We start from the raw sequence: 16,049 nt of genomic DNA, 5'->3' as shown, positions 1-16,049 counted from the left end.
TCATTTCTATCAATGAGCATACAAAATCTTTCTCATTGTTTCAAAATGCTGCGAATTTATTATGTTCTTACTTATTTATTCATGACAAATGCGGTTTTTCCACGCTGATCTATACTTAAGTAGCCTGCAGATAATAGCTGCTCATACCATTGCTTTTCGATAACAGCCGCTTGGTTGGCATTATCTGCTTTTGTAGAAAGCTCCACCATAATGTCTCCTTTGTACTGCCACACCTCAATATCCGCTTCTTGCCCTAGAAAGCTTCTTTATAAGTTATGGCATTAGCAGATCCATATTCTACTACCTGAGCTAACGTATTTTTATACCATGCTTCTGAATGCCAATTTACAATTTTCTTTGCCGAATTTTCGAGAATCAATTTTTGGGCAGCACTCGCATCAACCGTATCGTAAGAGACAAAAGTATGATAGGCTCCCTTCGTACTCCCTGCTACCATACCCCAAGCAAAAAGAGGAGAGGCAATTATTTTATAAATATAATCGTATTATTTTCTTTAATATAATCTACTGTTGGATGAGGGCTTTCAATTGAAGCAACTTCTTTGTTATGAATTAAATCATAAACAATCCATTTCATATTAAAACTATTAGTTGGCGTTTCAAAGAAAACAATCCATTCTTTGTTTCCATAATAGAAATAACATGAATTTCCTACTGTATATAACTCCTTATTATTACTGGCATCATATAATACTTGTGTATGTTCGCTTTCTTTTACTCCATATAAATCATCATTAAAGAAATAGATGACATCATACTTCCCATCAATAATTCTTTCTAGATAATTTTCACTGAATGGATTAAACATTTTCAAAATATATGTTTCATCTCTAAGATTATGTTTATACCAATAAACACATTCGTTTTTATTATTTTCCAATACAAAGCTTTCACTATTATCACATTGATCTACTATACAAGTCTCTGAAATTGGCAAATCATTTTTTATTTGTTCTATAAATAAATTATAGTCAATGATTACAATGCTCTCAGTAAAATTTGAATTTTCCTTTTCCCTATGATTCCATGCATTTTTTTTATTACTGTAGGATAATGAGCCAGTTGTAAAATAAACGAATTTTTTATTTTTTTTATCAATTACTTTTATGTTATTAACATTTAAAAAGGTATCATCCTGTCCTATTTTTTCAGGTATTGAGTAATACTTATTTTCTAAAAAATCTACGAGAATACAATTTGAGTGCCTAGTAAATTTTTGCGATTCTATCTGTGGTACACATACAACTAAATATCTTTCTCCCAAGCCATACAGCTCTGTTTCAGATAAAGAAGAATTCTCAGGATTGGAACTATTATCCTCTATTTTTAATGTTATTGAATCTTTTAAAATTAGGTTTTTGCAATCAATTTGGTTTAATATTAAATTTGCAGTTTTTCCTTCCCACATCAATCTGCTGCAATAAAAATATTCATTATAAAAAGAATTACTTGATAACTGAAATCCATTCGGAATTAGCAATTGATTAAGTTGATAATTATAGCGAACAATACCTTCATAATAACCAGTTAAATAGCTCCAACTTTCACTTATATCTCTACTCATAATATACATATTATATGGCTCTACTTTTGATTGTGTCGTAATAAGTTGACGATTTTCAAATCCTTCTAAAATAACTGTTTGCACCATATTATATCCTCCTCTTAATTACCATAAAATCACTCTTCACTATTCAAAAATAGTAACATAAAAATAGATCTCTTCTCGATATAGCTGTCTTCATACTGAAGGGACAAATAAAATCAAAACACCTTTCGTTGGCAGGAGAAGGCGTATATCACGATATGTTTTGGGGCAAGTGGCTTACCTGCTCATATTTTTATGCCAGATTTAATTCATCAAGTTTCAACAGCTTACCAGATATCCGCATTTCATTAGACGTAAAAACAGCACCTGAAATTGAAAAAAAAGGAGCACTTCAAGAATTCGATTTCGGGCTTATCATAGAGACCCAACAGGAAAATCCCTTCCTGCATTATTAAACAATTGGGGAAGATGCACTTGTTTTGGCATTTAGCCCTTCACACAAACTAGCGACTAAATAGGACAGCACCAAAGAAGATATTCTTAAAAATAAGCTTTTATTGCATACCTCTTCTAGCTCCACTAATCACTTCATTGAGAAGTGGATGGACTCTTTCCAGCCTTCTACTTATACGATTGAGCTGGATTCTGTGAGCACCATAAAAAAATGCTGACCTTTGGAAAAAACGTGGCTTTTCTATCTATTGCCTTAATAGAAGAGGAATTAACATCGGGTGTACTGATGAAGAAGGATTTAGATGATGTGACGCTTCACAGAAAGATTCAGTTGATTTATCCGAAAACGCGTTTAGATCATACCCTTGATGAATTTGTCAAAACTTCGGTTTACGATGTAGCAAAGCAATTAAAAATATCCCCTGTTATGACATAATTCCACAGGTAGTCGTAATAACATGAAATGGGAGGATATTTTTAAGAAAGGAGGGTTGTCCTTGCTAACTAGGCTTCTGACAAAGGATTGTATACAGCTTGCAAACTTTGTCCATTCGTGGCAAGAAGCGATTCATTTAGCTGCAAGACCATTAGTACAGCAAAATAAAATTGAGCAACGCTATGTCGAAGCCATGATTCAATCTATTGAGCAATATGGCTCCTACATCGTCATTACACCAAAAGTGGCCATTCCCCATGCACGGCCATCTGATGGTGTTTATGAGCTTGCCATGAGTTTGCTCCGGTTACAGCAGCCTGTTTTTTTTAGCCCTAATCAGCCTGTTTACTTACTAATTGTGCTAGCTGCCATCGACAATACGTCACATCTACAGGCGTTAGCTGATTTGGCAGCAGTGTTACAAGACCCTGACCATATTGAAGGCCTGATTGCCTGTCAGCATGCAGACATGATTTGTGAAAAAATCAAACAATATACGACAAAGGAGTCACCAGGATGAAAATTTTAGTCGTGTGTGGAAATGGTTTAGGTAGTAGCTTGATTTTAGAATGGAATGTAAACAAGGCATTAGAGGCATTGGGTAAAAATGCTGAGGTAACCCATACAGACTTAGCATCTGCAAAGGCGGAGAAAGCAGATATTTATTTAGGGGCAGCAGACATTGTGAATGAATTAGCGAAAGACAATGGAACCATTGTGAGCATCGTCAATATGATGAGTATTGTGGAAATAAAAGAAAAGCTAGAACCTTTGCTTTAAGTACGGAAAATTTGGATAGGATGAGGTGTTGATATGTTGGATGTTATCATGCATGACATTTTAGGAACACCAGCTATACTAGTCGGCCTATTCGCTTTTATTGGTTTACTCATTCAAAAAAAATCTAGCTCCACTGTTCTTTCAGGTACATTCAAAACAATTATGGGCTTTGTCATTCTTGGTGCTGGTGCCACTGTCTTGATTGGCTCGTTAGACCATTTTAGTAAAATGTTTGATCATGCCTTTCAAGTACAGGGAGTCATTCCCAACAACGAGGCCATCGTGGCAGCTGCTCAGACTAATTTTGGTACAGCTACAGCATTGATAATGGTATTTGGTATGATAATGAATCTATTATTTGCGCGATTTACGCCATTAAAGTATATCTTTTTAACTGGGCATCATACATTATTTATGGCTTGTTTAATCGCGGCTTCATTGTCAGTTGGTGGAATGAGTGGTACACCTCTTATTATCGTAGGGTCTATCATTCTTGGTCTTTGTATGGTAGTGTTCCCTGCCATTTTACAACCCACTGTTCGGCAAATAACAGGTAGTGATGATTTTGCTGTAGGTCACTTCGGCAGTGTTGGCTACTATGTTTCTGCAAAGATTGGTAAGCTCTTTGGTAATAAAACGAAATCAACTGAGGACATACAGGTTCCAAAATCATTAGGCTTTTTACGAGATACCTCTGTCGCTATTTCTTTAACAATGAGCGTATTCTTTGTCATTGTTGCCCTTTTCGCAGGCCCCTCCTATATTGAGGCACAATTATCAGCTGGCTCTAATTTTATTATTTTCGCTATTATGCAAGCGATCACATTCGCTGCAGGTGTCTATATTATTTTGGCGGGTGTCCGTATGTTAATTGCTGAAATTATTCCAGCCTTTAAAGGCATTGCTGATAAGCTTGTCCCAAACACAAAACCAGCACTAGATTGCCCAACTATTTTCCCCTTTGCACCAAACGCTGTCATCATTGGTTTCATCTTTAGTTTTTTAGCAGGACTTGTCTCTATGTTTATCCTCCCCTTCATTGGTTTAAAAGTGATTGTCCCTGGCCTCGTTCCCCATTTCTTCACGGGAGCTGCAGCTGGCGTCTTTGGCAATGCTACAGGCGGCAGAATCGGTGCCATGTCTGGGGCCTTTGCTAATGGTCTATTAATTAGCTTTATTCCAGCCATACTCCTAATCTTTATGGGCGACATCGGCTATGAAGGCACAACCTTTGGCGATTCAGATTTCGGTGTTATCGGCATTATTATTATTAATCTATTAAAATTATTCGGAGCTGTTTAGAACATATAGTAAAGCCTAACGCTATCTGCGTTAGGCTTTCATAGTGTTGAAAAACAAAACCATCCATAGAATTTATGTGAAAGGTGAAAAAGGATTTCCGTTGCAGGCTACTTGCTTTCCTGTGGGCGAGCGCCGAGCCGCTTCTACCGCTACCACTCCGTTTAGAGGCTCGCCTGTCTCGCTATCCCACGGGAGTCAAGTAGCCTTCCACTCCAATCCATAAAAAAGTGAAGGTATTCACTACTCTTTTGTGGAGGGGTGTTGTCACACATCACTTCTCCAAATTGAAAGTAAGAGGCTATCCTCTCTTATAATATAAATAATGGGCTATTTTGTTCAGGAAAAGACACTTTTGCAGAATGGTTGATTGGAGTGGAACCAGCGTCACTCCTAGGGGATTTAGCGTCACAGAGGAGACCCTGGAGCGAACGCAGTGAGTGAAGCGGCTCATCGGACGCCCCCTGGAAAGGACGCTGGCGGAACGGAAATCAACCCCTCGCCTTGCAAAATTGCTTATTATGCCGTTGACATTACCTTTTTTCAACAACATGAAAGCCTAACGCTATCTGCGTTAGGCTTTATTATTGATTAGGCATACAGAGCTTGCTGTAGAAATCTTCATAAATATATTACTTAATTAGTCATCTAGGTTTATAATATTAACTTATTATGTATATAGAAATGACTATTTATTCTTATGCTCTACATAAAAATTTATTTTCATTGTAGTCTGACATCAGACTAAAAAAATTCACATTTTGCCGATATATAGGCTATAAACAACAGGAGGTACAAACATTTTGAAGAAATTGATGATTACTTTTCTTTTGATGGGTCTATTGCTAACAGGCTGTTCATCCGCACAGACAGAGACATCAACTGAAGGATATAAGATAGGCGTTTTACTATCAGACGCGGGACTAGGCGATGAATCATTTAATGATTCAGCTTTTAAAGGGCTCGAAAAGGCTCGAGATGAGCTTGGCATTTTGTTTGATTACAAAGAGGCTCCTGATGGTGATTATGAGGACAAGCTGAACGAGCTTGTAGCAGAAAAATATGATATCATCATTGGTCTTGGTTTCTCTGTACAGGAAGCACTAGAGAAAACTGCGAAACAATATCCCGACCAACAATTCATATTGATTGATGGGCAATCTGATGTTGACAACATTATTTCGATTACCTTTAAAGAACAAGAAGGCAGTTTTTTAGTTGGTATGGTTGCTGCTATGACAAGCAAGACAGGGAAAATTGGCTTTATTGGTGGTGCAGATGCCCCTGTTATTCATCACTTTGAAAATGGCTTTATCGAAGGAGCTCGTTATGTACAACCAACTATTGACATTATGAGCGAATATGCGGGTACCTTTGATGACACGCAGGCTGGTGCAGCAATAGCAGATCAATATATAAAAAATAACGTTGATTTTATTTATCATGCAGCTGGCTTTACTGGTTTCGGCGCCATTAAAAAGGCCGAGGAAATGGGGATTTATGCAGCGGGTGTTGATATCGATCAATTTTTTGTTGCCGAAAAGACGGTTGTCACATCCATGCTAAAAAATGTGGATCTTGCTGTCTATCAACTTGCTAAAACATTAGTAGAGGACGGAAAAATTACCCAAAAATCGTTTGCATTAGGGCTAGCAGATCAAGGTGTGGGACTAGCTGATATTCGTGTCATTCAACTAACATCAGAGCAACAGGCTGCCATTGAAAAGGCACAAGAAGCCATTATCTCGGGCAAGATAAAAGTTACTGCAGAAAAGGGGAATGGCCAGTGACATTACGTAAAAAATTATTTATGAATACACTCATCCCAATCGTACTGGCTATGGCTATGATTGGCTTTATTATCATTCAAACATTTAATATCCAAACAACCGCACAGGATGACACGAAACTTTTGCTTGCAGTGAAAGAGCTGGAGCAAAGTTTGGTTGTGGCCAGCCAATCATTAAATAATTATACCTATTTAGATAGTGAAGCGAATAAAAATGAAGCACTTGCTATTTTACAAGAAACAAAAAGCAATTTAGAAGCATTGGCTGCTCTCACAAGAATACCTGACCATCAACAGATTATCGACAAAATTTCTGATAAATTTGATGACCTAGAAAAAGCTACAGAAAGCGGCTTTCAAGAAAACAACCGCTCTGAAATAAAAAAGCAATCTATCCGAATTAAAGGTATTTTAAACGATATGCATTTGCTCAAAAAAGAAACGAACGAATGGTATCAAGAGATGATACAAGTGACAAAGCAAAAAATTGGTTTTATTACAACCACTACAATCATCGGCAGTGTGCTATTAATTTTGGCAACGATTATTTATTCCTATGTGGCAGCAAAAAGAATTACCAAACCGATTAATCAGATTGTAGAGTGTGCACAGGGGGCAGCTACAGGAGATTTAACTATAGATACCTCTACACTCTCCTATCAACCAAACAGTCGATACGAGATTGATCAACTATCGGAAAGCTTTTCACAGATGATGAATAATTTGAAAAGTACTGTACAATCCATCGATCATATCGGTAAGGATGTTAACGTATTCACACAAGATGTGACAAGCCATATGAGAAATATTCATGAAAGCAGTAATCAAATCGCCACATCTACTGACGAATTAGCAAAAGGTAGCTATACGATGTCAGAAGATATTCAATCTGTGGCCATCCTTATGAATAATATGACCGACCAATTTAAGGGGGTTATGCAAACAAGTGAGCAATCCGCTAACAATGGTAAACAGGCATTAGAGGCTGTTCAAAATGGTCAATATTCATTAGAAAAACAATCAACCATTGCAAAAGATATTTCGACGACATCACTTGATATTAAAGAGGCTGTTACGCAATTTTCGCAATTCACTTCAGAAATTGAAGGAGCGGCCAATGCTGTCCACACTATTGCTAGCCAAACAAATCTATTAGCTTTAAACGCTGCCATTGAGGCTGCCCGTGCTGGAGAAGCCGGTAAGGGGTTTGCCATTGTCGCAGAGGAAGTGAAAAAGCTTTCTTCTGAAACGGAGAATGCAACGAATTTAATTACTTCTATGGTCACACATATACAGGATGGCATCTCACATATTCTTACTACGGCTGAGCGAGGATATCAGCTTTCAAATGAACAGTCCCATTCAATGGTAGAAACGGAACAATCATTTGCTGTCATTGCGACACATATCGCAGACATTCATCATGATTTACAAAGCCTTACAAAGGAAATGGTTCAAACGAATGAAATGAGCCAGCAAGTGAATAGTACGATAGAAAATATTTCAGCTATTACAGAAGAAACAGCAGCAGGTACAGAAGAAATTTCAGCTTCGACACAGGATCAGTTACTTGCCTTCCAAAAAATTAGCGCTAAAATTGACGATCTGCAAGGTATGACAGATACATTGATGCATGAGCTGAAAAAATTCACCTTATAATATCTTTGCCAAACAAAATCCAGTGAATGAATGTTCACTGGATTTCTTAGTGTTGAAAAACAAAACCACCCATAGAATTTATGTGAAAGGTAAAAAAGGATTTCTGTTGTAGGCTACTTGCTTTCCTGTGGGCGAGCGCCGAGCCGCTTCCTCTGCTACCGTGCAGGGGCACGCCTGTCTCGCTATCCTACAGGAGTCAAGTAGCCTTCCACTCCAATCCATAAAATAAAAATGTTCACTTTTTAGCAAAAAAGTGAAGGTATTCACTACTCTTTTATGGAGGGGTGTTGTCACACATCACTTCTCCACATTGAAAGTAAGAGAGGCTATCCTCTCTTATAATATAAATAATGGGCTATTTTGTTCAGGAAAAGACACTTTTGCAGAATGGTTGATTGGAGTGGATCCAGCGTCACAGAGGAGACCCTGGAACGAACGCAGTAAGTGAAGTGGCTCATCGGACGCCCCCTGGAAAGGACGCTGGTGGAACGGAAATCAACCCCTCGCCTTACAAAATTGCTTATTATGCCGTTGACATTACCTTTTTTCAACAACATGAAATCCAGTGAATAATGTTCACTGGATTTCCTCTTTTTATTATAAAGTTAAGCCGCCATCAACTACCACGATTGAGCCTGTCATATAGCTTGCTTTGTCTGATGCTAGGAAAACAACCATTTCAGCCAGTTCCTCTGGTTTTGCATAGCGTCCCATTCTCATATTTGGAATTTCTTCTGGAATATAGCCACCTGTTTCAAACATAGTTGTTACACTGTTTGTTAATGCTGTCTCTACGCCTCCTGGACAAATTCCGTTGATTCGAATCCCCTTTTTTACATACTCTAAAGAAGCTGCTTTTGTTAAACCTACTACTGCATGCTTACTTGCAGAGTAAACAGCCATACTATGCTCACTACGAATTCCAGCTGTTGAAGCCGTATTAATAATAGAGCCGCTACCTTGTTCTTCCATTACCTTTAAAACATATTTTAAGCCAAGGAATACACCTTTCACATTGATAGCCATAATACGTTCATACTCTACATCCTCAATCTCTGTTAATGGAGAAATTTTTTGAATAACTCCTGCATTATTGAAAAATATATCAATGCGTCCATAAGTATCAACAGCAACATTTACATATTTTTGAACATCTTCGTTTCTCGAAACATCTGCCTGAACGAAGATACCTTCTCCACCTTGCTTTTTAATCAAGCTTAATGTCTCTTCCCCTGTTGCTTTGTTGAAATCAACGACTACCACTTTTGCACCATTGCTAGCAAGCTTCAAACTGCTGGCTCTTCCAATACCGCTTCCAGCACCTGTTACAACTGCAATTTTATTCAAAAGATCCATCTTCTATTCCTCCCTAACATTTTGAAGTCATTGTCTATTTTATTGCTACTTCTCTCTTTTTTATTGTATTATTTTACACAAAATAGTACTTTCTCATTGTCTATACAATAAAAATTGAAACTGCTTTCATTTTGATAGTATTATTACGAACGGGGGTGCAGAAATGTGAAAATATCCACTATCGATCTTCAATATATAAGTCAACTAATTTCTGAAATACATCATCTCCCTGTCTCTTATATTAATGTAGCGGGAGAAGTAGTTTTTGAATATTCATCAGCAGAATATACCAGTAATCCATCCTATATTTCTCTAAAGGAACAGCTAAAAACATACCCATATCATACGGCTTCAAATAGCTATCCTATTTTTTTCTCTATAGCTGAATGCAATTATTTTTATATTAACTTAACAGTAGACAATCAATATTTAGGGGCGCTTGTAGTTGGGCCGTCCCTTTCACCAGTAATAGAAGACACTATAAAATCAACTATTTATCATGAGCCTGATTTGTTTCCTACTCTCCATTATCAGCAATGCTTAGCCATCAGTTTATTTGTTTATTATTCAATCTACCAAAAAAAAATATCTAAAACAGCTGTGATTCACCACAACCACGCGTTAAAGCCCCTTATTCGTCATGAGGGACATACTGCGCTTGAACTTTCCTATGCAAGAAGAAAAGATAGTGTGCATACAAATCTTTACTATGAAAAAATATTGTTAGACAATGTGAAAAATGGGCGGATGGAGAAATTAAACGAAGTCTTGAACTATTCCATTGTCGGACAAGCACAACTTGGAGTGCTTTCAAAGCACAATCATTTAAGAAGTGTACAATATTTGATGATTACAGGAATTGCACTAATTTGTCGTGCTGCTATTGAAGGTGGATTAAATGAAGAAACAGCCTTTACATTAAGTGATTTTTACATTCAAAAACTTGAGGATCAAAGCAGCTTAATCGACATTCTTTCGTTAATGGAGGAAGCCATTTATGATTTTACACATCGTGTGTCACAAGCTAAGCAAAACAAATATTCAGCACCCATTACAACCTGCATCCATTCGATCGAAAATCAACTATATAGTGAAATAACACTCAATCAACTTTCAGCAATTTGCCACTTAAGCCCCAATTATCTTTCTTCCTTATTTAAAAAGGAAGTAGGGATTTCCTTTAGTGAATATATTCAGCAACAAAGGATTGAAGAGGCAAAAAAGCTATTAACCTATACAAGCTACCCCATTTTAGACATTGGTTCATTACTTAATTTCACAGATCAAAGCTATTTTATTAAAGTTTTCAAGAAATTTACAGGTATCACCCCTAAGCAATATAGAAATAAGGATGTCCATCAATAATAAAGAAAGTAAAAGAATGTTCGTGACCAGCTTTTACTTTCTTTTTACATAGTAAAAGTCATACTTGCAGTACCACTTGCATATTTTAAAACGTAATCATTACACTTTAAGGAGGTACATGTGGAACGTCTCCATCTATCAAGATATGTATTGAATTTTTGGTTCATCTTCATGCTATTAGGAAGCTTGCTACCATTCCTGTTATTCAATATCTCAGCATTAAGTGATTTAAGTTCCTCTTTACTCAGTCTGCATACTATTTTTTTAAGTATTTTAATTGAGGCATTACCGTTTGTGTTAATTGGTATCATCATTGCGGGCTTTATTCAGATTTTTATCACAGAGGAACATATTCAAAGGTGGATTCCTCAAAATGCGGTAATGGCCGTTGTCATGAGCTGTCTTGTAGGCGCATTATTTCCAGCCTGCGAATGTGGAATCGTGCCTATTGTGAGAAGATTGATTGCCAAAGGTGTACCGATACATGCAGCTATAGGCTTTATGTTAACTGGCCCACTCATTAATCCAATCGTTATTCTCTCTACCTATATGGCATTTGGAAATGATTTGAAAATAGCCAGCTTACGAATGCTGCTAGGTTTTGTTATCGCTATTGTCGTAGCATTACTCATTAGCTTGTTTTTTAAAGGATCACAATTTAAAAGCTCCTTACAACCTCATTCATTGGCAACAGCTAACCAACCAACATCCTTTGTCACAAAACTATTCAATATGTTCAAACATGCCATTGATGAATTTTTTGATATGGGCAAATACTTAATTATTGGGGCATTTTTAGCTGCTTTTGTCCAAACCTATGTATCTACCAAAACACTCGTAGAAATTGGAGATGGCGTATCCTCCTCTATTTTGGTCATGATGGGCTTAGCCTTTATTCTTTCACTTTGCTCGGAGGCAGATGCCTTTATTGGGGCATCCTTTAGTGCTACTTTCTCAACCCCATCCATTCTTGCATTTCTTGTTTTTGGTCCCATGATTGACTTGAAAAATACCATTATGTTAATGAGCGTATTTCGCTTCAAATTTGTCTTCTGGTTAGCCGCCTTAGTGGCTATCATTGTCTATATTAGTATATGGATTCTTTCACCGTATCTCTAAGGGGGAAAACCATGAAATTTCACGTTCAGCAAGCGCTAAGAGCCCTTATTCTACTTGCTTTCTCAGCTATGATTGCGAGCCTGCATTGGACCGGGGAACTAACAAAATTCATTAACCCCAAATATGAAAGCCTTAGCCAAACAGCTGCCATTTTATTTTTTATACTGTTTCTTGTTCAGCTAACAAGAGTCATATCATTTACCCAGACGACCCATCATTGCGACGACAGTGGACATGCTTGCTGTTCACATCATGACCATGGTCATTCAGTCTTTACACGCAAAAAATGGCTAGCCTATCTTATTATTATGACACCGATTTTGACGGGCTTCTTCGTGCCTGCCAAAATTTTAGATGCTGCAATCGCTGATAAAAAGGGTGGGGCCTTCTTTCTCACTCAGCAAAGTCAACCATCCAAAATTGAGGATTACCTCACTTCAAATGAAACGATTGATGAAAATATCTATGACGAGCATGATCCTGACCCTAAACTAATGGAGGAAAAGCAGGAAATGACAAAAAGGCAATATGAACAATTAAAGCAACAGCTATCTCAACAAACTATGCTGAAAATGACAGATGAGGATTATACGATTTATTACGAGGACATGCATCAACATCTAGCAAACTATTTAGGGAAGCAAATCCAGTTAAAAGGCTTTGTTTTGAAAGAAGATAGCTTTACAGAAAAGCAACTAGTGGTTTCCAGATTCCTTATTACCCATTGTGTTGCTGATGCAAGTATCGTAGGCTTTTTGACAGAATTTCCTGAGGTTCCAACTATCAAAGAGGATACATGGATTGAGGTAATCGGTACAATCGGTCAAACAACTTATGAGGGTGCAAGCCTACCCGTTATTCATATTGATGATTGGGTAACAATTGAACAGCCTGAATCACCATATCTTTACCCCATAAATATTCGAATGAGTTTCTAGCAACATGAAAGGGCAAAGTTTATATCTTTGCCCTTTCATAGTGTTGAAAAACAAAACGATCCATAGAATTTTTGTGAAAGGTGAAAAAGGATTTCCGTTGCAGGCTACTTGCTTTCCTGTGGGCGAGCGCCGAGCCGCTCCGTTTAGAGGCTCGCCTGTCTTGCTATCCCACGGGAGTCAAGTAGCCTTCCACTCTATAAAAATATTTCTTGTTAGCAAAGTTTTTCAAATAAAGTGAAGGTATTCACTACTGGTGTTGTCACTCATCACTTCTCCACATTGAAAATAAGAGTCTATCCTTTTACCACATGGTGGATTGGAGCAGCGGCTTATCGGACGCCCCTGGAAAGGACGCTGGCGGAACAGAAATCAACCCCTCGCCTTTCAAAATGACTGTTTCTGCCGTTGACATCACCTTTTTCATCTATTAATTGGGTAATAGTACATCTAGACCTAAATGGGAACGTAATGTGCTCCCTTCATATTCAGCACGGAATAGCCCCCGCTCTACTAGCATAGGGATCACATCACTAAAGAATAAATCTAAAGATTTCGGAGGTCCACCTGGTACAGCAATAAAGCCATCCAATGCACCCTCCTCATAAAAAGTAATGATTTGATTGACAATGTCCTGTGGCGTGCCGATTGCCACAAGGTGAGCTGAGCCAATTACTTCTGGACGTGCAAGCAATACCTCAACAGTTGGTTCATTGTCGATAATATAACGACGCACCAAATCGGCATGTGTTTTACTACGTACTTTTTGATCTTTTGGCGGCAGCATATCAGCCGTTATCTGATCTTGCAGTGCCAAATGACGAATATCCATGCCTATCACTGATTCTAGAGCACTATAGCGACGCTCAAGTGTTAAATGTGCATGTGCTTGACGGTACATTTCGAGTGCTTCCTCATATGTATCGCCTATAAAGAAATAGAGCCCTGGTAATAACCGAATATCATCGGCTGAACGACCAACCTCAACCGCGCGTTTACGCAAGTCATTACGCATTTCAACACCCACCTCCATAGCAGGTGTCGCTGCAAAAATCGCATTGGAAACAGTAGCCGCAAATTGACGACCTACATCCGATGCACCTGCTTGGAAGAATGGTATATCTCCTGCTGGATGCATAGGTAGATTTAAAGGGCCATTAATATGGAAAAACTCACCCTCATGCTCAATCGGCTTGACAAGCTCATTTATTTTCTCTAAATCACCATTTGTTTCTAATACTTCATAGGGATGACTATGCCATAGCTGTTTCACGACCTCTATACATTCTGAGGCTTTAGCATACCTCTCCTCTGATGAAGCCATAGGTTCATTACTGAAATTATTGGCCCCATCAATGGAAGTGACGATATTCCAGCCTACTCGTCCCTCACTAATCCAATTCAACGATTGCAATTGACGTGCAATCAAATATGGTGGTATAAAGGATGTCGAGATGGTAGTCACTAAACCAATCTGCTTAGTTTCTCGTGCCACCGTTGCCATTAAAAAGCTAGGATCTAAGCCAACCGTTCCTTTTGTTTTAGCCATTAATTCTGGATGTGCTACTAAATAATCAGCCTTAAATAAAAAATCTAATTTAGCTTCCTCAGCACGCTGTGCAAATGCAATATGTTCATCAAGTAACGCACCCTTCTTACCATGATTACCATGTACAGCTATATGCATGCCAATAATAAGATGTCTTCTCATTGTTATATTCTCCTCTCTTTAATTGAAAATGATTATCATTTTCATAATAGGCTTACTTTTTAAATATTGCAACCAAATCCTTTACATACAAAAAAAGACAGGTACCTAATGAATAAGGACCTGTTATTTTGATTGCTATTTATTACTTTTCGTTTACTATGCCCCATGGAAAATCATGAGTCTCTCATTTGAGTTGCGACGACTTTTTACATGATAGTTAGATAGGATTTGCGAAAATTTGTTTTTCTGTCGGTTCCCATAGAACAATTCCCACATCCTTCTTCTGATCAATGATCCGAACGGTAATAGGGATATACTCAAATAAAATCGTATTTAATTTTGTACTAATCAGTTGTAACAAGCCTACTAATTCTGCATCATTGATTAGCGGCGCGTGTACTTCCATTTTAATATCTGTTAATTTGCCCTCTTCATAGCGAAGTCTCCCTATAATTTTAGGGTTTAAATGCTTAAACCCTGCTTGAATATCTTCTTTAAAAATTAATAATTTATTATACATATTTTGATCTAAGCTATATAATGCCTCTGATGGAAATGAGTAATACTTTTTATCAATCTCAGACCACTTTGCTATAGTATTTTCTCCTTTTGCAATAAAGGTTTCAGCTAAAAATAAGCCAGGAATAATATCATTTATGTTGGATTCCTGATATAAAGTTAAATAAATAGGGACTTCCGGTATCTTTTTATTGTTTCTTATATCCTGAATGATCTTGCCAGCTATTTTTTTGCCGTAATTTTTCACATCATTGCTATCATCATCATTTTGATCTACTTTCACTTGTCCTGTGTAAATTAACCCTTTGTCATCCGATACACGTATATCATAAAATTCATTTAACGATATCGCAATCGACATTCCCTCTAGCTTGTTACTTTCCTTATGAATAAAATTATGTTCTACTACATGAGAGAGAATTAGCGGATACTTTTTCTCATCCTCTAAAACATCACCAGTTCTAGTTTCAATGGCTGGATTCAAGCCAATACCTTCCTCTGTTTTTCTCCCTAACCATTGCTTAATCATTTGCTCATCCAAATATTGACCTTCCTGCAAATAATACTTTTCAGTTGCAAAATGATTCACAGATAAATCCATGAGTCCCCTCTCTATTTCATTTATATTTAACGCATTATTCATATTGTTAACCATTAAGCCTCGCGCAATATTACTTTTTGCAGGCTGTTGAATTTCATAGGCTTCCTTTTTTTGAATAGATGAAATATACATTTTTTCATTCGTCGTATCAGGCTCAACCTCACCACTACTACAAGATGCTAATAACCCTATGGATGCGATTAAACTAAATAAACACTTTCTCTTTTTCATCACAAATACTCCTTGATCATATGTAGATATTTAATATTTCCATAATTTAACCATACCAAATTTTACAAAACAAAACATCATATATTTACAAATATCACCATTCTATAGTGAGATCAAAAAAACCTATGTTCAAGAAAAAATGAACATAGGTCTTTACTATTGTAGATGGTTGTGAGAAAAGTTCATTTTTGATCAGGTGCTGTCTTCTAGCTTTGGAGTGGTTTCTT

At 37.3% G+C, this 16,049-nt stretch carries 15 protein-coding genes; 9 read left to right on the top strand and 6 right to left on the bottom strand.

Features of this window, described 5'->3' with window-relative positions:
• Positions 1-71: 71 nt before the first annotated feature.
• Genes AC6BKE_RS14275 through AC6BKE_RS14265 form a run of 3 tightly spaced genes read right to left on the bottom strand, consistent with a single transcriptional unit; the run spans position 72 to position 1,671 of the window.
• Positions 72-206, bottom strand: a complete 135-nt coding sequence (locus AC6BKE_RS14275; RefSeq protein ID WP_255358802.1) for a hypothetical protein — start codon at positions 204-206, stop codon at positions 72-74.
• A gap of 47 nt (positions 207-253) precedes the next feature.
• Entirely contained in the window at positions 254-457 is a 204-nt protein-coding gene (locus tag AC6BKE_RS14270) for a hypothetical protein (protein WP_231745051.1), read from the bottom strand.
• A 26-nt stretch (positions 458-483) separates the two neighbouring features.
• Positions 484-1,671, bottom strand: a complete 1,188-nt coding sequence (locus AC6BKE_RS14265) for a hypothetical protein (protein WP_499857017.1) — start codon at positions 1,669-1,671, stop codon at positions 484-486.
• A 562-nt stretch (positions 1,672-2,233) separates the two neighbouring features.
• Here AC6BKE_RS14265 and AC6BKE_RS14260 point away from each other — a divergent pair.
• From AC6BKE_RS14260 to AC6BKE_RS14235, 6 genes are all read left to right on the top strand, one after another.
• Positions 2,234-2,458 carry a hypothetical protein gene (locus tag AC6BKE_RS14260; RefSeq protein ID WP_244504847.1) on the top strand — a complete coding sequence of 75 codons (225 nt, stop codon included), beginning with the start codon at positions 2,234-2,236 and terminating at the stop codon, positions 2,456-2,458.
• Positions 2,459-2,519: 61 nt separating this feature from the next.
• Entirely contained in the window at positions 2,520-2,978 is a 459-nt protein-coding gene (locus AC6BKE_RS14255) for a PTS sugar transporter subunit IIA (protein ID WP_058844268.1), read from the top strand.
• Entirely contained in the window at positions 2,975-3,238 is a 264-nt protein-coding gene (locus tag AC6BKE_RS14250; RefSeq protein ID WP_058844267.1) for a PTS sugar transporter subunit IIB, read from the top strand. The genes AC6BKE_RS14255 and AC6BKE_RS14250 overlap by 4 nt, the downstream gene beginning before the upstream one ends.
• Positions 3,239-3,271: 33 nt before the next feature.
• Positions 3,272-4,540 (top strand): PTS ascorbate transporter subunit IIC, encoded by a 1,269-nt coding sequence (gene ulaA / locus AC6BKE_RS14245; protein WP_036127027.1) that lies wholly within the window; start codon positions 3,272-3,274, stop codon positions 4,538-4,540.
• Positions 4,541-5,340: 800 nt separating this feature from the next.
• Positions 5,341-6,327 carry a BMP family lipoprotein gene (locus AC6BKE_RS14240; RefSeq protein ID WP_058843790.1) on the top strand — a complete coding sequence of 329 codons (987 nt, stop codon included), beginning with the start codon at positions 5,341-5,343 and terminating at the stop codon, positions 6,325-6,327.
• Positions 6,324-7,985, top strand: coding sequence for a methyl-accepting chemotaxis protein (locus tag AC6BKE_RS14235; protein ID WP_036117349.1), 1,662 nt, complete (start codon positions 6,324-6,326; stop codon positions 7,983-7,985). Before AC6BKE_RS14240 ends, AC6BKE_RS14235 begins: the two co-directional genes overlap by 4 nt.
• 597 nt (positions 7,986-8,582) lie before the next feature.
• Here the strand turns inward: AC6BKE_RS14235 and AC6BKE_RS14230 are convergent.
• Entirely contained in the window at positions 8,583-9,341 is a 759-nt protein-coding gene (locus AC6BKE_RS14230) for an SDR family NAD(P)-dependent oxidoreductase (RefSeq protein ID WP_036127043.1), read from the bottom strand.
• Between the two features lie 165 nt (positions 9,342-9,506).
• On the opposite strand from AC6BKE_RS14230, the gene AC6BKE_RS14225 reads away from it, so the two are divergent.
• The 3 genes from AC6BKE_RS14225 (at position 9,507) to AC6BKE_RS14215 (ending at position 12,763) form a co-directional block, all read left to right on the top strand.
• Positions 9,507-10,706 (top strand): helix-turn-helix domain-containing protein, encoded by a 1,200-nt coding sequence (locus AC6BKE_RS14225; protein WP_180957766.1) that lies wholly within the window; start codon positions 9,507-9,509, stop codon positions 10,704-10,706.
• 120 nt (positions 10,707-10,826) lie between these two features.
• Entirely contained in the window at positions 10,827-11,825 is a 999-nt protein-coding gene (locus AC6BKE_RS14220; RefSeq protein WP_101966345.1) for a permease, read from the top strand.
• A gap of 11 nt (positions 11,826-11,836) precedes the next feature.
• Positions 11,837-12,763, top strand: a complete 927-nt coding sequence (locus AC6BKE_RS14215; protein ID WP_499857012.1) for a TIGR03943 family putative permease subunit — start codon at positions 11,837-11,839, stop codon at positions 12,761-12,763.
• A 427-nt stretch (positions 12,764-13,190) separates the two neighbouring features.
• Here AC6BKE_RS14215 and AC6BKE_RS14210 read toward each other — a convergent pair whose 3' ends face one another.
• Positions 13,191-14,477: an NtaA/DmoA family FMN-dependent monooxygenase gene (locus AC6BKE_RS14210; RefSeq protein ID WP_369802718.1), complete on the bottom strand. Its 1,287-nt coding sequence runs from the start codon at positions 14,475-14,477 to the stop codon at positions 13,191-13,193.
• Between the two features lie 211 nt (positions 14,478-14,688).
• Entirely contained in the window at positions 14,689-15,822 is a 1,134-nt protein-coding gene (locus tag AC6BKE_RS14205; protein WP_342535437.1) for a CamS family sex pheromone protein, read from the bottom strand.
• Positions 15,823-16,049: the final 227 nt, after the last annotated feature.

It is taken from the genome of Lysinibacillus sp. COL-1, from assembly GCF_059814265.1.
This window is presented reverse-complemented; position numbering and strand designations above follow the sequence as displayed.

Excerpts from the sequence above, each read along its gene's own strand:
- AC6BKE_RS14270 (WP_231745051.1), bottom strand. The coding sequence starts at position 457 with ATGGTAGCAGGGAGTACGAAGGGAGCCTATCATACTTTTGTCTCTTAC.
- AC6BKE_RS14265 (WP_499857017.1), bottom strand. The coding sequence starts at position 1,671 with ATGGTGCAAACAGTTATTTTAGAAGGATTTGAAAATCGTCAACTTATT.
- AC6BKE_RS14260 (WP_244504847.1), top strand. The coding sequence starts at position 2,234 with ATGCTGACCTTTGGAAAAAACGTGGCTTTTCTATCTATTGCCTTAATA.
- AC6BKE_RS14250 (WP_058844267.1), top strand. The coding sequence starts at position 2,975 with ATGAAAATTTTAGTCGTGTGTGGAAATGGTTTAGGTAGTAGCTTGATT.
- ulaA (WP_036127027.1), top strand. The coding sequence starts at position 3,272 with ATGTTGGATGTTATCATGCATGACATTTTAGGAACACCAGCTATACTA.
- AC6BKE_RS14230 (WP_036127043.1), bottom strand. The coding sequence starts at position 9,341 with ATGGATCTTTTGAATAAAATTGCAGTTGTAACAGGTGCTGGAAGCGGT.
- AC6BKE_RS14215 (WP_499857012.1), top strand. The coding sequence starts at position 11,837 with ATGAAATTTCACGTTCAGCAAGCGCTAAGAGCCCTTATTCTACTTGCT.
- AC6BKE_RS14205 (WP_342535437.1), bottom strand. The coding sequence starts at position 15,822 with ATGAAAAAGAGAAAGTGTTTATTTAGTTTAATCGCATCCATAGGGTTA.